The organism is Rhodococcus sp. 06-462-5 (genome assembly GCF_002258315.1).
Taxonomy (GTDB): Bacteria; Actinomycetota; Actinomycetes; order Mycobacteriales; family Mycobacteriaceae; genus Rhodococcoides.
Window position 1 is genome coordinate 12,041 of sequence record NZ_NOYD01000059.1, and the last position, 24,972, is coordinate 37,012.

Below are 24,972 nucleotides of genomic sequence, written 5' to 3' on the forward strand. Positions count from 1 at the left end.
CGACGACGCGAGAGGAGCTGCACGACGATGACGCCGACACGCGGACCCGCCATGACCGACGTAGCCCGGCTCGCAGGCGTGTCCCATCAGACCGTCTCCCGCGTCATCAACGGTCACCCCAACGTGACCGAAGCGACGAGAAACAAGGTGGACCGAGCGATCTCGGAACTCGGCTACCGGCCGAACACCGCTGCTCGCGCTCTGGTCACCGGCCGCAGCAAGACCATCGGAATCGTGGGAACCGGAAACGCACTCTACGGTCCGGTGTCGACGCTCTACAGCGTCGAATACGCAGCCCGCCACGCCGGCTACTCCGTGGTGGTCGGCGTACCCACCTCGTTCGACGAGTCGGCCATCATCACCTGTGTGCGCCGGTTGCAGAAGCAGGGTGTCGACGGCGTCGTCGTCATCGCACCCCTGCGAACCGACGGCGGCGACATCGCCGATCTGGCCGGGGAGCTGCCACTGGTGGCCGTCGAGGGTTCGCCTGCCGGTGATCTGGCCGTCGTCTCGGTGGATCAGATCGCCGGAGCCAGGGCTGCAACCGCACACCTGCTCTCGCTCGGGCACAGCGCCGTGTGGCACGTTGCCGGCCCGCTGGGGTGGTACGAGGCCGGCGACCGCGTCACCGGATGGCGGATGGCCCACGAGGATGCCGGCATAGAACCGCCGGCCACCCTCAGCGGCGACTGGACCGCGAAATCGGGGTTCCGGGCCGGCAGCGAACTGGCCGGGAAAGCCGACGTCACCGCAGTGTTCGCAGGCAACGACTCCATGGCGCTCGGGGTGCTGCGCGCACTGGACGTCCACGGCCGACGAGTACCGCAGGACGTCAGCGTGGTCGGCTTCGACGACGTTCCCGACGCCGAATTCTTCTCGCCGCCCCTGACCACCATCCGCCAGGAATTCACCGACGTCGGCGTCCGAAGCGTCGAAATTCTGCTCGACCAGATCGACACCGGCAACCGGAGCACCAGACGTTCGAGCATCGAGCCGACCCTGGTGCTCCGAGCGAGCACCGGTGCCGCACGTGCATGAAACTTCGTAGCCTGCTACGAATTTCTGTGCACATGGGCCGCAGGCCCCTTACATGCGCAGCTGCAGTTCCACCAGCAAGCGCGCATCGGAGTCGCCGAGATCGAGGTCCAGAATCTGCTCGACGCGTCGAATGCGGTAGCGCAGGGTGTTCGGATGAATGTGCAGTCGCTCGGCGGCAGCCCGAACGTCGCCGAAGCACCCCAGGTACGACACGAGACTCTCGCGCATTCTGGAGTCGTTGGTCGCGTCGTATCGGTCGAGGGCGGCGATGCGCGGGTCCCGCAGCTGTTCGTGATTGGCGATCAGTTCCAGGATTTCGCCCAGCAACACAGACGTTCTCGACTCCTCGAGCGTCGTGACGCGCACTTCGCCGGTGGTGCCGTCGAGCACTCGGTCGACCTCGAATCTGGCCACGGCAACCCCGTCGAGATCGGCGATCGGTGCGGCGACCGCGGCGCGCAACGCCAGCGAGGTACGCGTCTCGATCCGCCCCACGGCATCGGCGGTCCACGCCGCGATCCCGGTGCCCGACGCCACCCCGGGAAACAGTGCGTAGATTCTCTCACCGATGGTGGTGACCAACGAGTCACGGCGAAAAGCGCTGGCGTGCAATCGGACAGACGGTGCCAGGGCGCTGATCTCGAATTCCCCGCAGGCAGCGAATCCGACGACCGCCGCCGATCCCGAGGTGGGGATCGACAGTGCCGACGCGAGCGACGGGACGTCGACACCGCCGCCCCTGGCCCCGAGCAGGCGCTGAATCTGCAGGGCCTCGTTGGTCGGGGCGTTCGCGATGCGGGTGATCAGTCGAGCCGCGACGGCCGAGGCACCGCGCAGTACCGCGTCCGCGTCGGCGGCGAGAGGGGTGGCACCCTCCTGCACCCAGATCGTCCCGAGAGTCGTTGGGCTGCCGGATATCCGACGGATTCCGACGGCGAGGCGTCGACGAATTCCCAGCTCGGTATCGGCCGGTACGTCGATCACGTCGTCGGTGCGGCGGAGTCGGTCGAACACGCCTCGCTCGTGCAGTCTGCGCAGGTAGTCGGCCGGCCCTTCGCGGCCGAGGATCGACAGGGTCCGCAGTTCGTCGGCCGCGTCGTCGGATGCCGAGTACGCCAACACATGTGAGCGCTCGTCCTCGATGCTCACCATGCCCTTCGTCAGCGACGCCACCGTCTGCGCGAGTTCGTAGAGGTCCGTGTCGGCTCCGAATGTTCCGTCGTCGGGACCGTGCGACCGCACCTGATCGAGCACTCCCCGCATCATCGACAGCAGCAGCTCCCATCGTGTCTGCTGGTGCACCGCGACCAATGCGATACCTGTCTCCCGCGCTCCGTGGGACAGCGCAGTCGAGCCGGCAACCTTGGTCAGCACCGCGAGCGGTCGGTCTGCGACCGGGCGCAACGCGAGATCGTCGAACCACCGCACCACATCGGCCTCGGTCACGCCCACCAGCAGCGTCAGATCGGAGGACGTTCCCGGAGGCAGCCGCAGGTCGTCGGCGTCGAGCAGCGCGACGGACTCGACTGCCATGTCCGTTCCGGCCGGTGCGAGGACCAGTTCGACGACGGCGCTGTGTAGCGAGGTCAGCATCGAACGCAGCGACACCGTATTGGCCATACGGACAAGTAGATCACGAATTCTTTGGCCGACGGGCTGATTGAACGACGTGCGGATCGGACTTCAATGAGCAGCACACACCGAAGACGAGGAGCAGCCATGGACGCCGTCACATCCGTCCCCACCCCCACCAACGAGCCGGTCAACACCTACGCCCCGGGGAGCCCGGAACGGGCCCGCTTGCGCAGCCGTCTGGACGAGCTCCGTAGTTCCCCCGTGGAGATCCGTCAGGTCATCGGCGGCGTTCACCGACAGGCCGACGGCCCGGTCGAGAACGTCGTCGAACCGCACAAGCACTCGTCGATCATCGGCAGCTTCACCGGTGCCACCCACCAGGATGTGCGCGACGCCGTCGACGCCGCGACGGCAGCGGCCCCCGCGTGGCGCGAGCTTCCCTTCGACGAGCGCGCCGCGGTGTTCCTGCGGGCCGCCGATCTGCTGTCCGGTCCGTGGCGCGAAAGGATCGCTGCGGCAACGATGCTCGGTCAGTCCAAGTCCGCCTACCAGGCGGAGATCGACGCACCCTGCGAGCTGATCGACTTCTGGCGGTTCAATGTCGCGTTCGCCCGGCAGATTCTCGCCGAGCAGCCGGTCTCGGCTCCGGGAGTGTGGAATCGCGTCGAATACCGTCCGCTCGAGGGCTTCGTCTACGCCATCACCCCGTTCAACTTCACCGCCATCGCAGGCAACCTCCCCACCGCACCTGCCTTGATGGGTAACACCGTGCTGTGGAAGCCCTCGCCCACCCAGGCAGTGGCCGCGTATCTGACGCTCCAGTTGCTCGAAGCCGCAGGTTTGCCACCGGGGGTGATCAACCTGGTTCTGGGCGACGGGCCGATGGTGTCCGAGGTGGCCCTTGCCGATCCGCGTCTGGCCGGAATCCATTTTACCGGGTCCACGGCGACCTTCCAGACGCTGTGGCGCGAGGTGGGCAACAACATCTCGAACTACCACTCGTATCCACGGCTCGTGGGCGAGACCGGCGGCAAGGACTTCATCGTCGCGCACAGTTCAGCGGATCCGGATGTGCTGACCACCGCCATGATTCGCGGTGCCTTCGACTTCCAGGGTCAGAAATGCTCGGCAGCGTCGAGGGCCTTCGTTCCCAAATCGCTGTGGGCTTCGATGGGCGATTCGTTCATCGAGCAGGTCTCGGCACTGAAGTACGGCGACGTGACCGACCTGTCCAACTACGGCGGAGCCGTCATCGATCGAAAGGCGTTCGACCGCAACGCAGCTGCTCTCGACCGAGCGAAGTCCGTCGCCGGCCTGACCATGGCCGCCGGTGGTACCTGCGACGACTCGGAGGGGTACTTCGTCTCCCCCACGGTGCTTCTCGGCGACGACCCCACCGACGAGGCCTTCACCACCGAGTACTTCGGGCCGATCCTCGCCGTCCACGTGTACGACGACGCCAAGCCCGACGCCTATGCCGAGACACTGCGCACCGTCGACTCCGGATCGAAGTACGCACTGACCGGAGCGGTCATCGCCACCGATCGCACCGCCGTCGAACAGGCCCATGCGGCATTGCGATTCGCCGCAGGAAACTTCTACGTCAACGACAAGCCGACCGGCGCAGTGGTGGGACAGCAACCGTTCGGCGGAGCCCGCGCGTCGGGAACCAACGACAAGGCCGGCTCGCCGCAGAACCTGCTGCGGTGGGCCTCGGCCCGCACCGTGAAGGAAACGTTCGTCCCGCCGACCACTCACGGTTACCCGCATCAGGAAGGCGAGGGCACGCGATGACCACGCTGCTGAGCAATCCGCTGCGGCCTGCTCTGCTGGCGGCGGCGCGTTCGCCGAAGCTGCAGGCGACGGTGACACGTCTACGCGCCACCCGGTCCCTCGTCGACCGCTTCGTGGCGGGCGAATCCGAGCCCGCAGCCGTCAGCGCAGTCGATGCCCTGTTGGCGTCGGGCCGGTTCGTTTCGGTGGACTACCTCGGTGAGGACACCACCGACCGAGGCCAGGCGATGGCAACGGTGGACGCGTACCTCTCACTGATACAACGCTTTTCGACGCGAGATGCCGATTCAACCGCACTGGAGATATCGCTCAAGCTGTCCGCGCTCGGCCAGGGAATCGACCGAACTCTGGCGCTGGAGAACGCGCGGACGATCTGTACTGCCGCCGCCGCGGCCGGGGTGTGGGTGACGGTGGACGCCGAGGACCACACCACCACCGATTCGACCCTGTCGATCGTCGGCGAACTGCGCGTGGACTTTCCCGAGCTGGGCACGGTGTTGCAGGCGTACCTGCGGCGCACCGAGGCCGACTGCCGCGACCTGTCCGGACCGAGATCTCGTATCCGACTGTGCAAAGGTGCGTACAACGAACCGTCGTCGGTGGCGTTTCAGAGCGCACGCGAGGTGTCCGACTCCTACCTCCGGTGTCTGCAGGTTCTGATGGACGGCCGCGGCTACCCCATGGTGGCCTCGCACGACCCGGAGATGATCGACGCGGCAGATCGGCTGGCGTCGGCTGCAGGACGGTCGTCCGAGGAGTTCGAGTTCCAGATGCTGTACGGAATCCGCGATCCCGAGCAGCGGCGACTCGTGGACGCGGGACGCAACGTACGCGTGTACGTCCCGTACGGGTCTCAGTGGTACGGCTACTTCATGCGCAGACTGGCCGAGCGTCCGGCGAACCTGATGTTCTTCGCGCGGTCGGTGCTCTCGCGCACGTAGGCGGGTGCACCGCGCCACCCGGTCGCCGCACCGCTCGCTCACCGCACCACCCGGTCACCGCAAACGCGCGCGCGTTTGCCAGATGCGCGCAGAATCTCAACGTTTCGGAGGCGATTCTGCGCGCATTCGACGAATGCGCGCGCGTTTGCGGATCCCAGGAGTCGGCCGCCGCGTTCCACCGTGGATTAGGTTCTGCGACATCGGGGCACCCTGGCTGCATGGCAAATTACAGAGTTATCGATCCGCACGGAACCGTCGTCGCGACCAAGGACATCTCCAGTTCCGAGGACGCGCACGCCTGGTTCAAGGACAGCCGCGCCGACAACGAGGAGTTGGGGTGGCGGCTCGAGGTCGAGCACGACGGCGACTGGGCGTTCTTCAGCGATTCCGAAGGAACCAAAGACTAGTTCGCCTGTGCTGCAACACTTTCGGACGATCCTGAGCTTCGGTCACACCGTCGATCAGGGTCGTCCGTTCTGTTCATCGGGGTCAAGTGAATGGGCACCCGACGAACAGTGGGCAGCCCCTGTACTGGAGCTGCCCACCTCTTGTCGCGGCGATGATCGCCGGAGTATTACCGGTCGTTCGAGGGACGAGCCGTCGGAATCGTGGACTCGAGGTCGGCGACCTGGATCAGACGTGAGACCGAGCGTCCTGCGACGATCGACCATGATGCACCGATGCCTGCCGTGTACTCACGGACTGCATCGAAAACGGTGAGACCTGCGATGCCGAAGAATTCGACATTGGACAGATCGAGGGTGACATGCCTTTTGCTGGACACGCGGCTGCAGACGAAATCGGAGAACATCGGCGCGCTGCGCATGTCGATGTCGCCGTGGACGGCGACGACGAGTGAGCCGTCGGGGCCGTCGTGCGCGGTGAAGATTGCTCCGGTTGCTGCGACGGACACGGACTTCTCCGCGACAGTCACCGGGGTGGTTCGAACTTTGTTGCCTGAAGATTCAACACTCATGGCAGATCCCATCGATCGGTCGAACTGAGGGGGAAACCGATTGACGCAGCGGGAGCAGAATGTTGCCTGACCCGGACGCCGACTTCGCTGCGTTTCCCCGTGACCGGCTGTTAGCTCAACCAGCGCCAACCCTACGGCACTCGCACGCTCGGAGTCCAGCATCTTCTCGAGCAGGCCGCCCACCAGCGGTTCGAACATCGCGCTCAGGCGCGGCCCCTACGCGCGACGGCTGTTTCCCAGGTCGGCGTGGTGTTCTCGCATGGCTCCGATGAGCGCTTCGAACACCCGGTGCGCGGCAGCGAGATCGGCGTCGGGGAGGTCGGCCAACGCGGCGCTCGTGCGCCTGCCGAGGGGGCCGAAGAACCCGCGAGCGACCTCCATCCCGTGCTCGTCGTATCGCAGAATGACTTTGCGTCGATCGGATGCGTCGGATTCGCGGCGAATGTGACCGGAGGTGATCATGCGCTCGACGAGGTAGGTCATCGCCGCCGACGACAGCCCCAGCATCGTGCCCAGTTCTCCCGCGGTCAGCGGCGCACCCTCGACATCGGCGACCATGACGTGGAGAAGCGCTCGAAAGTCGTTGGGCCGCAGGCTGTGCAGAGCACCGAACACTTGGCCGATCTGTTCGGAGACCGACGACAGCGCTCGTAGATCCGCGGAAATCGCGGATTCGAGGTGGTTTCGGTCGGCCATGTCGATGGTAACTCCTTCGCTGCGGTCATCGTCAGACTACTGCCCGCAAGAGATTCAGTTGCTTAATATCTAAGTAAATGAGATTGTTTGACCGTGGACAGCACTCGAACCGTGAACAAGACCGTCTGGGACCGCGTCGCCGCAGCCGTGACGCACCGTAGATCGTGGGTGATCGCGCTCGCCGTCCTCGTCCTCTCCATCGCCGTGATGGGTCTGGTCGGCAGCAACGACTCCGCCGGCCAGTCACCGAACTCGTTGCCGACGTCGGCCGAGTCATACCAGGTGGACGAGCTCCTCTCCCAGTTCCCGGACTCCGACTCCGCACCCGTCATTCTGGTGCTGAGCCGCACCGACGGCGGTGACCTCACACCGGCCGACATCGAGGACGCCGCGGCCGCACAGAATCGCCTGATCGCCGTGGATCGCTCGGTACCGGACGAGCCCGGCCCGCCCCCGATCGTCGCACCCGACGGCAAAGCCGCGATTGCGCTGGTCCAGGTCGATTCCGAGTTGTCGGGCTTCACGCTCAACGAACTGATCACCGAACTGCGGTCCGCTGCAGCCGACGGCCTGTCGCCCGATCTGACCGCTCAGGTCACCGGCGGACCGGCCTTCGGAGCCGACATCGCCAACTCGTTCTCCGGTGCCAACTTCACGCTTCTCGCCGTCACCGCGCTCGTGGTCGCCGTACTCCTCATCGTCACCTACCGGTCGCCCATCCTGTGGTTGGTGCCGTTGGCCGTCATCGGTTTCGCCGACCGATTCGCCACCACCGTCGGCACCGCCCTGGCCGAGGTCACCGGCCTGTCCTTCGACGGGTCCACCTCGGGAATCACCAGCGTGCTGGTCTTCGGTGCGGGCACCAACTATGCGTTGCTGCTCATCTCTCGGTACCGCGAGGAACTGCGACGCGAACCCGATCATCGCCTCGCCCTGCGCCACGCCGTCCGCCAGGCCGGGCCCGCCATTCTCGCCAGCAACGCCACCGTCGTCCTGGCCTTGCTGACCTTGCTCCTGGCAATTCTGCCCAGCACCCGCAGCCTGGGAGCCCTGGCCGCCGCCGGCCTCGTCGTCGCAGCGGTGTTCGTGCTGTTCGTACTGCCGCCCCTGCTGGCACTGTGTGGCCCGAAGCTGTTCTGGCCCTTCGTTCCCAAGGAATCCGACCGTGACACCACCACCGATGGCGTCTGGCATTCGATCGCGGCAGGCGTTGCCCGACGCCCCGTGGCGACGGCCTCGGTGACCATCGTCGCGCTGCTGGCCTGCTGCGCGGCCTTGTTCGGGACGCAGATCGGACTCTCGCAAACCGAGCAGTTCCGCGTCACCGCCGAGTCCGTGGAGGGCTTCGACACTCTCTCGCAACACTTTCCGGCCGGATCCGCCGATCCGATGACGGTCATCGCTCCCACCGCGGACATCGACGCAGTCATCGGTACCGCCGAGGGTATCGACGGAGTCGTCTCGGTCGATCGCGTCGCAGACTCCGACACCGGACTCACCCGCCTCTCGGTGGTCACCGATGCGGCCCCCGCATCCGACGAGTCGTTCGCCGTGGTCGAGAACCTTCGCTCGGCACTCGGCAACGTCGACGGAGCCCGAGTGGGTGGCAGCGACGCCAAGGCACTCGACACCTCCGACGCAGCCGCCCGTGACCGCCTCGTGGTGATTCCCGCGATCCTGGCGGTCGTGCTCGCCGTGCTCCTGGTATTGCTGCGCGCCCTCGTCGCACCCGTGATCCTGGTTGCCACAACGGTATTGAGTGCAGTGGCCGCGATCGGGATCGGCAGCTGGGTGAGCCTGCACGTCTTCGGATTCCCCGCCCTCGACGACAACACTCCGCTGTTCGCGTTCCTGTTCCTGGTCGCGCTCGGCGTGGACTACACCATCTTCCTGGTCACTCGCACCCGCGAGGAGACGCCTCGGCACGGCACCGGATCTGCCATCGTGCGGGCAGTGTCGGCCACCGGAGGTGTCATCACGAGCGCGGGAATCGTTCTGGCAGCCGTCTTCTGCGTGCTCGGCGTCCTACCGCTGATTACCCTGACTCAACTCGGCATCATCGTCGGACTCGGCATTCTGCTCGATACCTTCGTGGTACGCACCGTCGTCATTCCCGCCCTGTTCACCCTCATCGGCCCGGGGATCTGGTGGCCGAACAGGATCGACTCGAGCAAGAACACAACACAAGGAGCGAATTCATGAAGATCCGCAACGCATTCGGCCGCACCGCACTTGTCGCCGCCCTCGCTGCAGGCGCACTGTTGACCGCGGCCCCGGCTCAGGCTCAGCCGGTCGGACCCCTGGGATCGGTCGGCCTGGAGCCGCTGGCTCCGATCCCGTCACTCGATGTCGAGCGCTACCTGGGCACCTGGAACCAGGTTGCCGCGGTGCCGCAGCCGTTCAACCTGATCTGCGCTCGGGACACCCAGGCGAACTATCAGATGATCGACGCATCCAACATTCGCGTCGAGAACACCTGCACCACCTGGACCGGTGGCGAGAACCGCATCGTCGGCAACGCCCGCGTCAACGACACCGTCACCAATGCCCAACTGCACGTGAGCTTCCCGGGAGTGCCGACCCAGGAGAGCCTCGACGGACCGACCAACTACATCGTCGCCTACATCGCCGACGACTACTCGTGGGCATTCGTCGGAAGCCCCAACCGCACGTCCGGATTCGTGCTCAAGCGCACGCCCGACGTCAGCGTCGAGCAGTTCCGCGAGATCCGCAGCGTCGTCGAATCGCTCGGTTACGACTCGAACTTCATCACCACGACGCCCACCCCGGGCGGCGCGACGACGATTCAGCAGCTCTCGACCGTGTAAGTGCGGCGGAGCCGCAGTGGTGCGGTCATGTGCCGTAGCGGGCACATAACCGCACCACTGCCGGAGGCACTCAGCTCGCGCTGAGGATCGAGATCGCGAAGATCAAGCTGTCTCCCGGCTCGATTCCGGCCGCCGGATTGCCGCTCGCATATCCGTCGGCCGAGGTGACCGCCACGGCGACGGTCGAGCCGACGGTCTGTCCGGCGATGGCCTTCTGGAAGCCGGCGACGACTCCGCCCAGTGGGAAGTCGACCGGTGCACCCCGCTCGAAGCTGCTGTCGAACGTCTCCCCGGTGCGTCCGTTGACGCCCATGTAGCAGACGGACACCTCGGCGTCGTCTGCGATGACCGGCCCGTCCCCCACTGTCAGTGTTTCGACCTGCGTCTCGGCGACGCTGAACGGGGTGTCGACGGTGACCGCAGGCGCGGCCGTGTCGGTGGATCCGACGACGGAGATGCTGCCCGAGTCCCCGTCGAGCGTCCACTCGGGGGTGGCTGCGGCGTCGGGTGTCGCCGTGGGGCAAGTGCTCGAGGCGGCCGGGGCACCCGCTTCGGACGAAGCCGAGGACGCAGAGGTCGTCGCCGGGGACGAGGCGTCCGAGTCCGAGCTGCACGCACCTGTGAGCAGGACGAGCGAGATGGAGGCGGCCAGGAACATGGTGCGGGTGTAGGAATGATTCACCGCGCCCACGCTACAAGTACCGCCCCCGATGCCCGTCAGACCGCGGCGCGGAGTACTTCTGCGACCGGGGTGGATGCTCGACCGATCAGGGCCTGCAGGTCCCCGGAATCGGTGTCGAGCTCTCCGCGAGCGATTCCCGCATCTGCGCTGGCCAACATGGTTGCCACGAAGTCGGGCAGTCCTGCGCCCTGCAGAATCGCGGCGTACTCGGACTCGGAAACGTCCTTGTAGACGATGGACTTGCCGGAGATCTCACTGATGACGGCCGCGAGCTCGGCGTAGGTGAGGCGTTCGTCGCCACCGAGCTCGTAGATCTTTCCGCCCTGATCGTCGAGTGTCAGCACGGCGGCGGCCGCGTGCGCGAAGTCGACGCGGGACGCGGCGGCCAGCTTGCCGTTTTCTGCCGCGCCGAGGAGCACTCCGCCCTCGATGGTCTGTGCGAGCGAGCCGAGGTAGTTCTCCCAATACCAGCCGTTGCGCAGGAACACCGCGGGAATGCTGGACGCGGCGAGCCGTTCCTCGGTGGCCTTGTGCTCGGGCGCGAGGCTCACTCCCGACGTGTCGGCGGCGAGCAGGCTGGTGTAGGCGATGAGGCCGACTCCGGCGGCCTCCGCTGCCTCGATCACGTTGGTGTGCTGCGCAATTCGCTGGCCTACCTCCGAACCGGAGACGAGCAGCAGCTTGTCGACGCCTGCGAGAGCCGCCGTCATCGCGGCGGAATCGGAGTAGTCGGCGACCCGAACCACGACGCCACGTTCGGCGAGCGGCGCGGCCTTGTCTGCGTTTCGGACGATCGCCACGATCTCGGCGGGTGCCACGCCACGCTCGATGAGTGCGTCGACGGCGAGTCCGCCGAGGTTGCCCGTTGCTCCGGTTACCGCTGTGGTCATGATCGAGCTCCTGAGGTTGAGGTTTCAAGTACTCACTCACTATGCACTTACTTTTCGTGCAGTGCAACCCCTGAGGTCATCACTCACTTTTTCGCATGCGCTAGCATGGCACCATGCCCGAGGCCACAGAATCACTCGAAGCGTCCGTCTTCGCGCGGGATTGTGCGTCGAGGCAGACATTGCAGAACGCCACCAGCAGGTGGGGCGTGCTGGCGCTCGCGGCGCTCACCGAGGGCGACTACCGATTCAACGCGTTGCGCCGACGAGTCGACGGCGTGAGCGAACGCATGCTCTCGCAGACCCTGCAGACCCTCGAGCGGGACGGCCTCGTGATTCGCACCGTGCAGGGGACCATCCCACCGAAAGTGGAGTACAGCCTCACCCCGCTGGGACGCGACGTCGGTACCCGACTGAGCGATCTCATCGAACTCATCGAGGGCAACATGCCTGCCGTCCTCGAATCACGCGCCGAACACGACGCCCGCTGATCGACCGAGCTCACCCGGGTGGAGTCACCAGGCACCACTCGTTGCCCTCGGGGTCGAGGAGCACCTGAAAGGTTCCGGCCGCGTCGGAGTGCCGGTCGCCTACAACCTTCGCGCCCAGTGCTACTGCCTGCCCGACGGCGTGGTCGATACTCGAGACAGCGACGTCGAGGTGGAGTCGGTTCTTGCCCGACTTGCCCTCTGGGACGCGCTGAAACGCCAGCCGCGTGAACCCGGGGACGTCGACGAAATGCCAGCGGTCGTCGCGCACCGTCGGTTCTCCGCCCAGCACCCCGGCCCAGAACTTCGCCAGCAGTGCCGGCTCCGCACAGTCGAAGACGACCTCGTCCATCCGTCCGATCACGGTCCGATCCTAGAGGCCGCGAGCACCCCAGAGTGCGTTATCTCAGCGTGATACTACCGAGACGCTTCCGTGATGACGCCGAACCCGCGCTGCGTTCGGACCCGTCGAGACTCGATGCCAGGACGTGAGGGTCGTGCGCAACATCGGCCCGGCGACCGACACGCTCGGCACACCGGTGTCGACGCACCGATCTGGGGAGGCATTCACCATGTTCAACACCAAGAGGATTGTCGGCGGGGCGGCAGCATTCGGATTCGCCTGTGCGTTCGCGGCACTGGTACCCGGCACCGCATCAGCAGCGCCGGTCGCCTGCACCACCGCCCCGGGAGGGGCAGATATCGCTGCGATCCTCGGAGGATCGCAGTGCGACAGCTCCGCAGACGTCGCAAGCGCGGCAGCAGGCCTCGGCCTCGAGGGGTGGGGTTCGGCCGAGGCAATGAACAACGCAGCAGCCCTGGCACTCGGACTGAACGGTGGAACCGCCGTCAGCAACGGCAGTTTCGGTGGAGCGCCTGCCGCGATCGCCTTCGGCCCCGGTGCCGTCGCACAGAACACCGCAGCCGGCCTCGGACTCTCCATCGCGGTGGCAGCACCGGGCTCGACCATCACCCTCACCCCGATCGGCGCAGTCTGCGACGGTGCCGGAATTGCCGGCAGCTTCACCACCCTGCAGGGCTGCATCGGCTGACGTGCGCCACGGGGGCGCGAGTGGGCGATATGGATGCCACCGAAGGCCGCGTGATCTACAGTCTGAATGACCTACAGTCTCGGTCACCCACAGTCTCGGAACGCGAGTCGGCAACGACCCGCTGAACAAGGAGTTCGACGGCAATGATGTCCTACCTGCTCTACGACGTTCTGCTCCCCCAACTCGGCCACGACGTCGCGTCGTACTGGGCACACCTGTTGGTTGTCGCCCCGGTCTGACATCCACGACCCGACACGACAAAGGCATCCCCGCTCGGCCACGCAGGCCGGGCGGGGATGCCTCGTTCGAAAGCCGAATCGAATCAGACGGGCTGGGGCAACAGCCGGGTCAGCACATCGGACAGTGTCACGACGCCGACGCTGCGCGCCGGATCGTCCGCCGCCGCCGAACCGTCGACCACCAGTGCCAGGTGATGCCGGGTCTCGCGCATCGACTGCAGGGCAACGTATACCGGCGTCGTCGCCTCCAGCGTGTATGCCGGACGCGTGATCTCGGCGAGGGTCTGCGGAGAGGTCAACGTATCGCGCACGTGCACCACGCCCTTGACCACGTCCGCGTCGCTGACCAGGATCCGCAGATGCCCCGAGCGACGCGAGGCCTCGCGCACGTCGTCGATGGTCGCCGTCGACGGTACCGACGTGGGCTTGCCGAACTGGCGCACCAGGTCACCGACTGTGAGTTCCTGCAGTTCGAGCGCACTCGAGATCTGCGCCTGGTAGCTGGCATCGAGAGCACCGACGTTCACCGAATGCTCCACCAGCTGACGCAGATCGTCCGCGTTCTGGCCCGTACCCACGGTGTCGGCCGGCTCGACGCCGACCCGTCGCAGGCACCAGTTGGCCATGTTGTTCAGCGCCGTCAGCACCGGACGGGTGAGAAACATGAACCCGCGCATCGGGATTGCGAGCATCGTCGCCGACTTCTCCGGATGGGCGATGGCCCAGGACTTGGGAGCCATCTCACCGACCACCAGGTGCAGGAAGGTGACGACGATCAGCGCGAGCACGAAGCCGAGTACGTCGGCGAACCAGTACGGCAGGCCACCGCTCTCGAACAGCGGCGTGAGCCAGTAGTGCACGGCCGGTTTGGTCGTCGCACCGAGACCGAGGGTGCAGACGGTGATACCGAGCTGGGAGCCGGCGAGCAGGACGGTCAGCTCGGACGAGCTGCGCAGAGCTGCCCGCGCAGAGCGTGAATTGGGAGCGGCGTCCTCGAGCCGATGCCGCTTGGCGGCCAACAGCGCGAACTCGACGGCGACGAAGAAGGCACTGGCAGCGATGAGGCCGATCGTGACGGCCAGGAAGACCCAGATGTTGCTCATCGGTGCACACTTTCCTTCGTCTCGGCCGACTCGTCGTCGTGCTCGGGGTCACGCTCGCCGAGCGTCAGGGTCAGCAGGGACGGGACGTGGCTGTCGATCTCCTCGATCTCTAGGATCACGAAGCGAATGGGACTCTCCTCGTCGTTCGCCAGGTCGGCGTTGTCCGGTGGAAGGTCCACTTCGATCCGTTCCCCGACGTCGGGGAGAGATCCGTTGTGCGCGATGGCGAAACCGGCGATGGTCTCGTAATCGCCCTCGGGCAGATCGATACCGATGGCGCGTTCGACCTCGTCGACGTGCACCTCTCCGGCCATGGTCCAGCTGCCGTCGTCGGCACTGACCGGGCTCGGGTCGGACAGGTCGTCGTCGTGCTCGTCGGTGATCTCGCCGACGAGTTCCTCGGCCAGGTCCTCGATCGTGATGACGCCGGTCAGACCGCCGTATTCGTCGATCACACAAGCCAATTGGTTCTTCGTCGAGCGCAACTCACGCATCGCGTCGGGCAGGCTCTGGATCTCCGGGAGGATCAGAGCGTCACGCGTGAGCTCGGAGATCGGGGTCGAACCCGGCACCGTCGCGGAGAGGACGTCCGCGAGATGGACGACGCCGACGATGCCGTCGTCCTCGTCGAGCACCGGGTACCGGGAATGCTCCTGACCCATCAGGGCAGCGACCTCGGCGAGGGTGTCGGTATCGCGGACCGTCGCCGAGCGCGAACGCGGAATCATCGCGTGTTCGACTGTGCGAGTGGGGAAGTCGAGGATGCGGTCGAGCAGCGTCGACAGCTCGTCGGGCAGATCCCCGGTCTCGCGCGAGTCCGAGACGATGTGCTCGAGGTCGCGCAGACTCGCCGAATGCTCCACGTCGTGCACCGGCTCGATCTTGAGCGCCTTGAGCAGCAGGTTCGACGACTGGTCGAAGATGGTGATCAACCAGCCGAAGAGCTTGAGGTAGATGGTGGTCGAGAGCGACAGCCAGCGAGCCACCGGCTCGGGCCGCGCGATGGCGAAGTTCTTCGGGAACAGTTCACCGAAGAGCATCTGCACGAACGTCGCGAACGTGATTGCCAGAACGGCACCGAGTCCGACACCGACAGCCGTCGGCACGCCGACGCCGCCCAGAATTGCGCCGAACGATTGACCGATCAGCGGTTCGGCGACGTAGCCGACCAGCAGGCCGGTGACCGTGATGCCCAACTGTGCACCGGACAGCATGAACGACGTGCGCTTGGTGACGGTCAAGGTACGAGCCGCGACGGCATCGCCGGCCTCGGCGCGAGCCTTCAGACGGGACCGGTCGACGGTCATGTACGCGAATTCCTGAGCTACGAAGTAGCCGGTCGCGACGGTGATGAGAAAAACGACGAGCAGGCCGAGCAAGAGAGTGAGCACTACGCTCATTCGCCGGACACCGCCTCGCACGTAGTAGCCGTAGTGCGGGGAGCCGTGTCCGGCCCGGGTTTATCGCTGTCCATGATTCCTCAGGGTCGTATGGTGGGAAGTTTGTCCGATACTACCGTGCCGTGTCGTGGTCACGGTGCCTTGACGACGAGAACTGGCACCGGGCAGTCGAGCAGAACCCTCTGCACGGTGCTGCCCATCAAGAACTTGCCGACCGCGGATCGACGCTTGGAACCGATGACGACCATTCCCGCACCGACGTCCGCGACGAGGTCGACCAGAGCGCCTGCCGGGTCGCCCCCGTCGGGTTCCACTCGTACGGTGGTCGCGATCCCTGGCAGAGTTCGTTCGACCTCGGCCTGCGCGGCGCTGCGGTCGTCCGCGGACACCGAATCCCGGTCCACCACGGACAATACGATCAACGGAGCCTGACGCAGCTCGGCCTCGGCGGCACCGCGGCGCAACGCTTCCTGGCCCTCCGGTGTGTTGCTCATCGCTACTGCCACTGCGCTCGCTACCGACACGTTCTCTCCCGTTGCTCGTTGTTCGTATCCACCGAGGATCACCTCGGAGAGTTGTGAACTGGACTAATCAGACAAACTGTATCTAACCTGACGCTGTGACACACCACACGAAAGGTCTCTGATGGCGATATCGCCCACACTGCTACGAACGATCGGCGCTTTGGTGGTGGTGGGAGCGGTGACCGTGGCAGGAATCGACGCCGCTCGCAGCGCCAGCGGCTCCGACGCCCGAGCAAAACTGACGCTGATCGCGCCGGCCGCCGCAGGTGGCGGCTGGGACCTCGTCGCCCGCGAATCGCAGCAGGCACTGCGCAGCGACGGCATCGTCAACAACGCCCAGGTCGTCAACGTCCCCGGTGCAGGCGGCACCATCGGCCTGAGCCAGCTCGAGAATCTGAGCGGGCAGCCCACGACCGTCATGATCACCGGCACCGTCATGCTCGGCGGAATCGCGATCAACAATTCCGAGACCACTCTGGCCGACACCGTCCCGATCGCGAAACTGGCCGAGGACTTCGAGGTGTTCGTCGTGCCGAGGGATTCACCGATCCAGAATCTCGAAGACATGATCGAGGCGTGGCGGGCAAATCCCGGAGGACTTCCGATCGGCGGCGGTTCGCTCGGCGGAATCGACCACATCGTCGCGGGCCAGTTGGCGCAGGAAGCCGACATCGACCCGGCCGCAATCAATTACATCGCCTACTCCGGTGGCGGTGAAGTACTCACGTCACTGCTGTCGAACACCGTCGGTGTCGCAGTGAGTGGTTTCAACGACTTTCGCGATCAGATCGAGGCAGGCAATGTGCGCGCACTCGCAGTCGCTGCGCCCGAGCCGCTCGAGGGATTCGACGTGGACACGTTCATCGAACAGGGGTACAACGTCGACCTCGTCAACTGGCGCGGAATCGTTGCCCCGCCCGGCATCTCGGACGAGGACCGACAGACTCTGATCGAGATCGTCTCCGAGATGGTCGAGACCGAGCAGTGGGCCACGGCCGTCGAACGCAACCGTTGGAAGGAATCGGTGCTGACCGGAGACGAATTCGGAGAATTCCTCGACGTGGAGCAGGAACGAATCACCGGAATTCTCGAGGAGTTGGGACTGGTATGACAACGACGACCACCGACACGGACACCACCCGATCGTTCTGGACGGGCCGCAGTGGACTCATCGTTCCGGCGCTGCTCGTCGCACTCGGAGCCTTCCTGGTCTACGGAACCGTCACGATGCAGGTTCCGCCTACCGCCACATCGCCTGGCCCGCAGGTCTTTCCGGCCATCGTTGCAGGAGGCTGCTTCGTCGTCGCCCTCCTGGTCACCATTCAATTGTTGGTCAAGCCCGACGTGATCGACCGCGGAGTCGACGCCGATGGAAAGCCGCACACCGGCACCGTCAGCAACTGGCGCACCCTGTCGATCACCGTCGGATCGGTGGCGGTGTTCATCGCGCTGCTCGATCCGCTCGGTTGGGTTCTTGCCGGAGCGCTGCTCTTCTGGGGTGTCTCGATCGGATTGGGCGGTCGCCGTTACGTGTTCGACGCGGCCGTCGCACTGCTGGTCTCGAGCGCTGTTCAGATTGCATTCTCCGCGGGCCTCGGCCTGACCCTGCCCGGCGGCGTTCTCGCCCAGATCTTCTGACGGAGCTGACTTCACGATGGATTCATTGAGCAATCTGATCGACGGGTTCGGCACCGCGCTGACACCGATGAACCTGGTCTGGGTGTTCGTCGGTGCACTGCTCGGCACTGCCGTCGGTGTCCTACCCGGTCTCGGCTCCGCCATGGCGGTGGCCCTGCTGCTGCCCGTCACCTTCACCCTCGACCCCACCGCCGCGCTGATCATGTTCGCCGGAGTGTATTTCGGCGGCCTGTTCGGCGATTCGATCTCCGGCATCCTGATGAACACCCCCGGCAACAGCACCGCGATCGCCGGGACCTTCGAGGGGCACCGGATGGCCAAGAACGGCCGGGCCCCACAGGCTTTGGCCACCTCGGCCATCGGAGCGTTCATCGGCGGCATCGTCGCCACGACCCTGGTGGTGTTCTTCGCCCCCACGCTCGCATCGTTGGCGACCAACTTCGGCCCGGCCGAGTACCTCGCACTTGCGGTGTTCGCGTTCATCGCCACCTCGGCCGTGGTCTCGGACTCGGCTCTCAAGGGCCTGACCGCACTGCTGATCGGCCTCACCCTTGCCGTGATCGGCATCGACGGCCCCTCGGGCGCTTCACGATTCACGTTCGAGGTACCCGCCCTGTTCGACGGCATTCACATCGTCGTCATCACCGTCGCGATGCTCGCGCTCGGTGAGGTCATCCACATCGCGTCGAAGATCGGTCGGCCCGAGGATCGCAGCCTGATCAAGTCGCAGGGACGCCCCTGGCTGAGCAAGGCCGAGTTCCGCGATGCGATGCCGGCATGGTTGCGCGGCACGGCATTCGGTGTTCCGTTCGGTGTGATCCCCGCCGGCGGTGCCGAAGTGCCGAGCTTCCTGGCGTACGGCACCGAGCGCAGGCTCGACCGCAAGCGCGAGAAGCCGATGTTCGGCAAAGGTGCCATTCGAGGTGTCGCCGGACCGGAGGCCGCCGGCAACTCCACGGCCGGAACGGCAATGGGAGCGCTTCTGGCTCTCGGTCTGCCCACGTCGGCGACCGCGGCCATCATGTTGGCTGCCTTCCAGCAGTACGGCATGCAGCCCGGACCACTGCTGTTCGAGCGCAGCGGCGACATCGTCTGGGCCCTACTGGCCAGCCTGTTCGTGGCGATGATCGTGCTGCTTATCCTCAACCTGCCGTTCGCACCGTTGTGGGCGCAGCTGCTCAAGATCCCGAAGAACTACCTCTACGCCGGCATCTCGGTGTTCGCTGCCCTCGGTGTGTACGCATCGAGTGCCTCGATCGTGGATCTGATCTTCATGCTCGGGCTCGGCATCGTCGGATTCATGATGCGCCGCTACGACATTCCGTTGGCACCGGTGCTGATCGCAGTGATCCTCGGCCCGCTGGCCGAGGAGTCGCTGCGACGCGCACTGGCCGTCAGCGAGGGCGACCCGTCGATCCTGGTCGGCAGCCCGATCACCATCGTGCTGTACGCACTGATGATCATCGCCGTGGTGTTCTCGATCGTCAGCAAGGTCCGCGCCCGCAAGACCGCCGATTTCTAGTGCGCTCCGCGCAGTGGTGTGGTTATACGCCTGCGAAGGCGCATAACCACACCACTGCCGCTAGGCACTGAACGCAGGGTAATCCGTGTAGCCCTTGGCACCATCGGTGTAGAAGGTGCTCGGATCGGGCTCGTTCAACGGCAGATCCTCGCGCCAGCGGTAGGCGAGGTCGGGGTTGGCGATCGCCGGACGTCCGACGACAACTGCGTCTCCGATTCCGTTGTCGAGGAGTGAAAGCGCCTCGTCGCGGGTGGTGATCTCACCGAAGCCACTGTTGACGAGCACCGGTCCGCCGAACGCCTGTCGCAGATCCTGGACGAGCTCGCCCGACGGATCCTTGTGCAGCACACTGAGGTACGCCAGTCCCAGCGGTGCGAGCCGCTCGACCAGGGCACGGTAGGTGGCACGCACGTCGTCGGCGTCCGTCTCGAGCGCATCCTGGATGTTGTGCTCGGGTGAGATGCGAATTCCGACCTTGCCCGCTCCGAGAGCAGCGACCACTGCTTCGACGACCTCGGCCACGAATCGCGCCCGATTCTCCGGCGAGCCGCCGTACGCGTCCTCGCGCTGGTTCGAGGCGGGCGAGAGGAACTCGTGCAGCAGATAGCCGTTGGCACCGTGAATCTCGACGCCGTCCATCCCGGCCGCGATGGCATTCTTCGACGCCTGCACGAAATCTGCGATCACCGAGGGCAATTCGTCTTCACGAAGCGCACGGGGTGTGGGGTACGGCTTCTTGCCCTCGTAGGTGTGGGTCTCCCCCTCGATGGCGATGGCACTGGGTCCGACGACCTCGTGGCCACCCGTCGTCGCCTCGTGCGTCACCCGACCTGCGTGCATCACCTGCGCGACGATCAGTCCGCCGTCGGCATGCACCGCGTCGGCGACGTTGCGCCAGCCGGCGATCTGCTCGTCCGTCACCAGGCCCGGCTGACCCGGGAAGCCCTGGCCGGCGTGGCTCGGGTAGGTGCCTTCACTGACGATCAGCCCCAGCGATGCGCGCTGCTTGTAGTGCTCGACCACCAGCGGACCCGGCACGCCGTCCTTGCCGGAACGCACGCGTGTCAGCGGGGCCATCACCAACCGGTTGTCGAGCTTCAGGTCGCCGAGCGCCAACGGGGAAAACAACTTCATGGATCTCTCTCCTCACGAGTGCGTGCACAGTCTTTGCCACTGTCCACTCCGAACCCGAAAGATCCACCGAGCTATTCCGCCTCGAGATATTGCTCACCCCGAAAACAACAGTGGTGTGGATAAGTGCCCTCCGGGGCATTTATCCACACCACTGCGCTATCCGGTCGTTCCGCAGGCTCCACTCCTGCCCGCAGCGCACTACAGGATGTACAGCATCTCCTGGTACGTCGGCAGCGGCCAGAGATCGTCGGCCACCATCGCCTCCAAGGTGTCCGCTGCAGATCGAACGGCGGCCATCGCGGGCAGCAGTTCGTCCTTGGCGTGTGTCGCCTCGGCGAGGGCCTCGCCGCCGGGGTCGGCTTCGAGAGCGGCCTTCAACGTCGCCAACGCTGCGCGCAGCTCGGCGAGCGGCTCCGACACCGCCTGCAGCGCCGTCATGTCCGCGTCCACGCCCGCACCCTTGAGTGCGCTGACGTTCTGCGCCAACTCGGTCTGGTAACGCACCGCCGCGGGCAGGATGGACGTCTGCCCCATCTCGAGCGTCAGACGAGCTTCGACGAACACGGTCAACGCGTACTGCTCGAGTCCGATCTCGTACCGCGAGTGCATCTCTCGGTGGTTGAAGACCTTGTACTTCTCGAACAGCTCCATGGCCGATTCCGAGATCAGCTCCGGCAACGCGTCGAGCGTCGTCCGCAGGTTCGGTAGGCCACGTGCCTCGGCTTCGATCTGCCAGTTGTCGGAGTAGCCGTCACCGTTGAACACCACCGCACCGTGTTCGGTGATGATCTCCGTCAACAGGTTCTGCACGGCGGTGTCGAAATCGGTGCCCTCGGCGACGGCAGTTTCGAGATTGGTCGCCATGTAGTCGAGAGCCTCGGCCATGATCGTGTTGATCGTGACCATCGGGCCGTTGACGGTCTGCATCGAACCGGGGGCGCGGAACTCGAACCTGTTGCCGGTGAAGGCGAACGGGCTGGTTCGGTTGCGGTCGCCGGGATCGGTCGGCAGCACGGGCAGAGTGTCCGCACCGATCATCATGGTGCCCTTGCCCTTCGAAGACGTGGCCGCGCCCTTGGCGATCTGATCGAACACGTCGGCCAGCTGATCGCCGAGGAAGATCGAGATGATCGCGGGCGGGGCCTCGTTCGCGCCGAGGCGGTGGTCGTTGGTCGCCGACGCCACCGAGGCGCGCAGCAGACCGCCGTACTTGTGTACCGCGCGGATGACGGCGGCACAGAAGACGAGGAACTGCGCGTTGTCGTGTGGGTTGTCGCCGGGAACCAGCAGCGATCCCAGGTCGGAGTTTCCGAGCGAGAAGTTGACGTGCTTGCCGGAGCCGTTGACGCCCTCGAAGGGCTTCTCGTGGAACAGGCACTCCATGCCGTGCTTCTTGGCGATGGTCTTGAACGTCGTCATCAGCAGTTGCTGGTGATCGGCCGCGATGTTTCCGCGCTCGAACATCGGGGCGATCTCGAACTGTCCCGGTGCGACCTCGTTGTGGCGAGTCTTGGCCGGGATGCCGAGCTTGAACAGCTCGCGTTCGGTGTCCATCATGAAGCCGAGCACACGCTCGGGGATGGCGCCGAAGTAGTGGTCGTCGAACTCCTGGCCCTTGGGCGGCTTGGAGCCGAACAGGGTGCGGCCCGCGTTGAGCAGGTCGGGCCGGGCGAGGAAGAAGTGCCGGTCGACGAGGAAGTACTCCTGCTCGGGACCACAGAACGAGACGATGTTCTCGATGTTCTCGTGCCCGAAGAGCTTCAGGATGCGCTCGGCGTGGCCGCCCATGGCCTGCTGAGAACGCAGCAACGGCGTCTTGTGGTCGAGGGCTTCACCGGTCATCGAGACGAACACCGTCGGGATACAGAGGGTGTTGCCGTTCGGGTTCTCGAGCACGTACGCCGGGCTGGTGACGTCCCAGCCGGTGTATCCGCGCGCCTCGAACGTGTTGCGCAGGCCGCCGTTGGGGAAGCTCGAGGCGTCGGGCTCGCCCTGGATCAGAGTCTTGCCCGCGAATTCCGCGAGTGCGCTGCCGTCACCGACCGGGTCGAAGAAGCTGTCGTGCTTCTCGGCCGTCAATCCGGTGAGGGGGTAGAAGACGTGCGCGTAGTGCGTCGCGCCCTTCTCGAGGGCCCAGTCCTTCATCGCCGACGCGACAGCGTCGGCGACCATGGGGTCGAGTTTCTTGCCTTTGTCGATCGTCGCCATCACCGACTTGAAGACCGATTTGGGCAGACGCTTCTGCATGACGACCTTGCTGAAGACGTTCTCACCGAATATCTCGCCCGGCTTCTCGTCTCCGACGAAGCTGACCGCAGGCGGTACATACGCCTCGACGTCTTTGATCGCCTGCAGGCGGACGGTATTTCCACTCATGGCTACCCCTTGACAAGGTGCTGCTCCGCAGCTGGATTTTGCGGAGTCCGACCCGGCGACTGTACGAACGATTGGTGGCGGTCGTGTTTCGTCGCTGTGTCCACTGCGATGCAAAACGGACGGGGAGGCAAAAACGGCGATCGGAGTTTCTTTCCCCGCAGACGGGGGTAACTCCGTAGCCAGCATAAATAACTGAAAGGCGTGTTCCATGACCGACGAGTTGACCGTTCGGCGCGTGATCGACGCTCCCCCCGCCTCCGTGTTCACCGCGCTCGTCAATCCCGAGGTTCAGGCCGCGGTCGACGGCTCGGAAATGCTGCGCGGGGCGATCGACCCGATGCCGCTGGGGGCCGTGGGCGACACCTTTGCGATGGACATGTATCAGCCGGAGCTCGGCGAGTACGTCATGGAGAACACCGTGTTCGTGTTCGAGCAGGACCGACGGATCGGCTGGATCCCTCGCCGTCGAGGCATGGAGCCTCGCGGTACACGGTGGTCCTGGGAGCTCGACGCGGTCTCCGAGGATCGCACCGCGCTGACTCAGGTCTACGACTGGTCCCGGGTCACCGACCCGGAGTTTCGGAAGATGGCCGGCTTTCCTCGGGTGACCGAGAACCAGATAGTCGACACCATGCGCCGTCTCGCCGACCATCTCGGCGTCCGCCTCGAAGACTGAACCACACAGAAAGAGAGAGCTTCATGGTCGACGTCACCAGAACATTCACCGCCGCAGTCGAAATCGAGAAGGCCGCGGCCTTTCTCCGGGACTTCTCCCATGCGACGGCCTGGGATCCCGGGACGCAGAGTTGCACGCAGATTTCCGACGGTCCTGTTGCCGTCGGCACGCAGTGGCACAACGTCTCGAAGTTGTTCGGAATCACGACCGAACTGACCTACACGTTGGTCACCGACGAGCCCCATCACATCGTGCTCGAAGGTGAGAACAAGACGGCAACCAGTGTCGACGACATCACGTTGACCGCCGAAGGACCACGCTCGACGCGAATCGACTATCACGCGAAAGTCGAGTTCAACGGTGCCGCCAAGGTGGCCGGCCCGTTTCTGAAGGCGGGATTCGAGGCGAAAGTCGCGCCGGAGACGGTGGAGAAGATGACCGAAGCGCTCGAGCGACTGGGCTGAGGCCCTACTTGCGCGCGACGACGGTGAAGTTGTCCGCCGAGCTCGCCGGGGCATCGGGTGCCACGATCGAACCGTCGTCGGCGAAGATCTCGGAGATGGTGAACCCGGCATCGGTCACCAGTCGTCGTACGTCCGCCACGGTGGTGAAGTGCATGAACGGAGCGAAATCGTGCGCGGCGAGCGGAGCGACTGCCCACGTTCCCCGATCGACGACTCGAGTGCGCGCAGACCACCAATTGGCAAGGCTCCGAACGACACTCGCGGGATCGAGCAGGCGGCGACCCAGCGACACGACCAGGCGTCTCGGTGAGAAGCGGAATTTCTGGGTAGGTCGGCTGAGCTGAAACGGCTTCTCCCCGAACGACGGTCCGTTGCGGTTGAGAGTGGAGAACACCAGAATTCCGGACTCGCCGAGTACTCGGTGAAATTCTGCGAGTACCCGAACCCGTTCGTCGTGTGTCACGGTGTCGATTCCGTTGTTGCTGAACACCACCAAGCCGAACTCGCCGTCGGTGAAGTCCGCGAGATCGCGTGCATCGGCCACGTGCGCCGGCAGGTCGGGGAAATTTCGTCGAAAACTCTCGATCATGTTCGGTGCGTAATCGATCGCGACGTAGCGATCGCTCAGCAGTCGTAGCAGCGCCGTGGTTCGGCCGCTGCCGACGCCCACATCCAGCACCGGCGTCCCGCGAGCAACCCCGGCAGCCGCGACCAGCGCCGCTGCTTCCCCGCGGTCGAGAAACCCATCGGTGGGACCCGCGTACTCCACGTATGCAGCGGCTACCCGCGCGCTGTCGAACACGTCTCGATTGTGGTCTATGGACATACGATCACCTCCGCTTCACCGACCGCAGACACAGGCGCTCCGCCCCCCCTGGTCGAACGGTACCGGCGAACCCTGAGGTTCGCCTGAGGCCGAGTACGCACCGAGTGTGGCCT

At 65.3% G+C, this 24,972-nt stretch carries 25 protein-coding genes; 13 read left to right on the plus strand and 12 right to left on the minus strand.

Features of this window, described 5'->3' with window-relative positions; translation table 11 throughout:
• Nucleotides 1-27 precede the first annotated feature (27 nt).
• Nucleotides 28-1,038, plus strand: coding sequence for a LacI family DNA-binding transcriptional regulator (locus CH251_RS25685; protein WP_094615633.1), 1,011 nt, complete (start codon nucleotides 28-30; stop codon nucleotides 1,036-1,038).
• Nucleotides 1,039-1,086: 48 nt separating this feature from the next.
• Here CH251_RS25685 and CH251_RS25690 read toward each other — a convergent pair whose 3' ends face one another.
• Nucleotides 1,087-2,658, minus strand: coding sequence for a CdaR family transcriptional regulator (locus tag CH251_RS25690; protein WP_094615634.1), 1,572 nt, complete (start codon nucleotides 2,656-2,658; stop codon nucleotides 1,087-1,089).
• 99 nt (nucleotides 2,659-2,757) lie between these two features.
• On the opposite strand from CH251_RS25690, the gene pruA reads away from it, so the two are divergent.
• The 3 genes from pruA to CH251_RS25705 all read left to right on the plus strand — a co-directional run bounded on the left by pruA (nucleotide 2,758) and on the right by CH251_RS25705 (nucleotide 5,755).
• Nucleotides 2,758-4,407: an L-glutamate gamma-semialdehyde dehydrogenase gene (pruA, locus tag CH251_RS25695; RefSeq protein WP_094615635.1), complete on the plus strand. Its 1,650-nt coding sequence runs from the start codon at nucleotides 2,758-2,760 to the stop codon at nucleotides 4,405-4,407.
• Entirely contained in the window at nucleotides 4,404-5,348 is a 945-nt protein-coding gene (locus tag CH251_RS25700) for a proline dehydrogenase family protein (protein WP_094615636.1), read from the plus strand. The genes pruA and CH251_RS25700 overlap by 4 nt, the downstream gene beginning before the upstream one ends.
• A 218-nt stretch (nucleotides 5,349-5,566) precedes the next feature.
• A complete protein-coding gene (locus CH251_RS25705) occupies nucleotides 5,567-5,755 on the plus strand; it encodes a hypothetical protein (protein ID WP_094615637.1) in 189 nt (62 codons plus the stop codon).
• A 167-nt stretch (nucleotides 5,756-5,922) separates the two neighbouring features.
• On the opposite strand, the gene CH251_RS25710 is transcribed toward CH251_RS25705, so the two are convergent.
• Both CH251_RS25710 and CH251_RS25715 read right to left on the minus strand, forming a co-directional pair.
• Nucleotides 5,923-6,261 carry an STAS domain-containing protein gene (locus tag CH251_RS25710; protein ID WP_256979310.1) on the minus strand — a complete coding sequence of 113 codons (339 nt, stop codon included), beginning with the start codon at nucleotides 6,259-6,261 and terminating at the stop codon, nucleotides 5,923-5,925.
• Between the two features lie 279 nt (nucleotides 6,262-6,540).
• Entirely contained in the window at nucleotides 6,541-7,020 is a 480-nt protein-coding gene (locus tag CH251_RS25715) for a MarR family winged helix-turn-helix transcriptional regulator (protein ID WP_176459130.1), read from the minus strand.
• A gap of 207 nt (nucleotides 7,021-7,227) precedes the next feature.
• On the opposite strand from CH251_RS25715, the gene CH251_RS25720 reads away from it, so the two are divergent.
• Together CH251_RS25720 and CH251_RS25725 are read left to right on the plus strand one after the other, a co-directional pair.
• Nucleotides 7,228-9,222: an MMPL family transporter gene (locus CH251_RS25720; protein WP_094615663.1), complete on the plus strand. Its 1,995-nt coding sequence runs from the start codon at nucleotides 7,228-7,230 to the stop codon at nucleotides 9,220-9,222.
• Nucleotides 9,219-9,848, plus strand: coding sequence for a lipocalin family protein (locus CH251_RS25725; RefSeq protein ID WP_094615640.1), 630 nt, complete (start codon nucleotides 9,219-9,221; stop codon nucleotides 9,846-9,848). The genes CH251_RS25720 and CH251_RS25725 overlap by 4 nt, the downstream gene beginning before the upstream one ends.
• A gap of 70 nt (nucleotides 9,849-9,918) precedes the next feature.
• On the opposite strand, the gene CH251_RS25730 is transcribed toward CH251_RS25725, so the two are convergent.
• Together CH251_RS25730 and CH251_RS25735 are read right to left on the minus strand one after the other, a co-directional pair.
• The gene (locus CH251_RS25730; RefSeq protein ID WP_094615664.1) at nucleotides 9,919-10,506 is read right to left on the minus strand and encodes an FKBP-type peptidyl-prolyl cis-trans isomerase; all 588 of its coding nucleotides are present in this window, start codon (nucleotides 10,504-10,506) and stop codon (nucleotides 9,919-9,921) included.
• 59 nt (nucleotides 10,507-10,565) lie between these two features.
• Nucleotides 10,566-11,420: an SDR family oxidoreductase gene (locus CH251_RS25735; RefSeq protein WP_094615641.1), complete on the minus strand. Its 855-nt coding sequence runs from the start codon at nucleotides 11,418-11,420 to the stop codon at nucleotides 10,566-10,568.
• Nucleotides 11,421-11,533: 113 nt separating this feature from the next.
• Between CH251_RS25735 and CH251_RS25740 the strand changes: the two genes are divergently transcribed.
• Complete coding sequence (locus CH251_RS25740) at nucleotides 11,534-11,908, plus strand: helix-turn-helix domain-containing protein (protein ID WP_094615642.1); 375 nt, start codon at nucleotides 11,534-11,536, stop codon at nucleotides 11,906-11,908.
• A 10-nt stretch (nucleotides 11,909-11,918) separates the two neighbouring features.
• On the opposite strand, the gene CH251_RS25745 is transcribed toward CH251_RS25740, so the two are convergent.
• Nucleotides 11,919-12,269 (minus strand): VOC family protein, encoded by a 351-nt coding sequence (locus CH251_RS25745; protein ID WP_094615643.1) that lies wholly within the window; start codon nucleotides 12,267-12,269, stop codon nucleotides 11,919-11,921.
• Nucleotides 12,270-12,402: 133 nt separating this feature from the next.
• Here CH251_RS25745 and CH251_RS25750 point away from each other — a divergent pair, with 133 nt between their 5' ends.
• Nucleotides 12,403-12,957 carry a DUF6764 family protein gene (locus tag CH251_RS25750; protein WP_256979311.1) on the plus strand — a complete coding sequence of 185 codons (555 nt, stop codon included), beginning with the start codon at nucleotides 12,403-12,405 and terminating at the stop codon, nucleotides 12,955-12,957.
• A 322-nt stretch (nucleotides 12,958-13,279) separates the two neighbouring features.
• On the opposite strand, the gene CH251_RS25755 is transcribed toward CH251_RS25750, so the two are convergent.
• From CH251_RS25755 to CH251_RS25765, 3 genes are all read right to left on the minus strand, one after another.
• Complete coding sequence (locus tag CH251_RS25755; RefSeq protein WP_094615644.1) at nucleotides 13,280-14,299, minus strand: hemolysin family protein; 1,020 nt, start codon at nucleotides 14,297-14,299, stop codon at nucleotides 13,280-13,282.
• Complete coding sequence (locus CH251_RS25760) at nucleotides 14,296-15,699, minus strand: hemolysin family protein (RefSeq protein WP_094615645.1); 1,404 nt, start codon at nucleotides 15,697-15,699, stop codon at nucleotides 14,296-14,298. The genes CH251_RS25755 and CH251_RS25760 overlap by 4 nt, the downstream gene beginning before the upstream one ends.
• Before the next feature lie 131 nt (nucleotides 15,700-15,830).
• Nucleotides 15,831-16,223, minus strand: a complete 393-nt coding sequence (locus CH251_RS25765; RefSeq protein WP_256979312.1) for a universal stress protein — start codon at nucleotides 16,221-16,223, stop codon at nucleotides 15,831-15,833.
• Between the two features lie 121 nt (nucleotides 16,224-16,344).
• Between CH251_RS25765 and CH251_RS25770 the strand changes: the two genes are divergently transcribed.
• Genes CH251_RS25770 through CH251_RS25780 form a run of 3 tightly spaced genes read left to right on the plus strand, consistent with a single transcriptional unit; the run spans nucleotide 16,345 to nucleotide 19,383 of the window.
• Nucleotides 16,345-17,334 (plus strand): tripartite tricarboxylate transporter substrate binding protein, encoded by a 990-nt coding sequence (locus tag CH251_RS25770; protein WP_094615646.1) that lies wholly within the window; start codon nucleotides 16,345-16,347, stop codon nucleotides 17,332-17,334.
• Nucleotides 17,331-17,861: a tripartite tricarboxylate transporter TctB family protein gene (locus CH251_RS25775; protein WP_094615647.1), complete on the plus strand. Its 531-nt coding sequence runs from the start codon at nucleotides 17,331-17,333 to the stop codon at nucleotides 17,859-17,861. The genes CH251_RS25770 and CH251_RS25775 overlap by 4 nt, the downstream gene beginning before the upstream one ends.
• A gap of 16 nt (nucleotides 17,862-17,877) precedes the next feature.
• Nucleotides 17,878-19,383: a tripartite tricarboxylate transporter permease gene (locus tag CH251_RS25780; RefSeq protein WP_094615648.1), complete on the plus strand. Its 1,506-nt coding sequence runs from the start codon at nucleotides 17,878-17,880 to the stop codon at nucleotides 19,381-19,383.
• A gap of 60 nt (nucleotides 19,384-19,443) precedes the next feature.
• Here the strand turns inward: CH251_RS25780 and CH251_RS25785 are convergent, their stop codons facing one another.
• On the minus strand, nucleotides 19,444-20,517 hold the full coding sequence (locus CH251_RS25785) for an alkene reductase (protein ID WP_094615649.1): 1,074 nt from the start codon (nucleotides 20,515-20,517) through the stop codon (nucleotides 19,444-19,446).
• Nucleotides 20,518-20,715: 198 nt separating this feature from the next.
• Entirely contained in the window at nucleotides 20,716-22,893 is a 2,178-nt protein-coding gene (locus CH251_RS25790; RefSeq protein WP_094615650.1) for a glutamine synthetase III, read from the minus strand.
• 208 nt (nucleotides 22,894-23,101) lie between these two features.
• Here CH251_RS25790 and CH251_RS25795 point away from each other — a divergent pair, with 208 nt between their 5' ends.
• Together CH251_RS25795 and CH251_RS25800 are read left to right on the plus strand one after the other, a co-directional pair.
• Nucleotides 23,102-23,569: an SRPBCC domain-containing protein gene (locus CH251_RS25795; RefSeq protein ID WP_094615651.1), complete on the plus strand. Its 468-nt coding sequence runs from the start codon at nucleotides 23,102-23,104 to the stop codon at nucleotides 23,567-23,569.
• Between the two features lie 23 nt (nucleotides 23,570-23,592).
• A complete protein-coding gene (locus CH251_RS25800; RefSeq protein ID WP_094615652.1) occupies nucleotides 23,593-24,033 on the plus strand; it encodes an SRPBCC family protein in 441 nt (146 codons plus the stop codon).
• Nucleotides 24,034-24,037: 4 nt separating this feature from the next.
• Here the strand turns inward: CH251_RS25800 and CH251_RS25805 are convergent, their stop codons facing one another.
• On the minus strand, nucleotides 24,038-24,859 hold the full coding sequence (locus CH251_RS25805; RefSeq protein WP_094615653.1) for a class I SAM-dependent methyltransferase: 822 nt from the start codon (nucleotides 24,857-24,859) through the stop codon (nucleotides 24,038-24,040).
• Nucleotides 24,860-24,972: the final 113 nt, after the last annotated feature.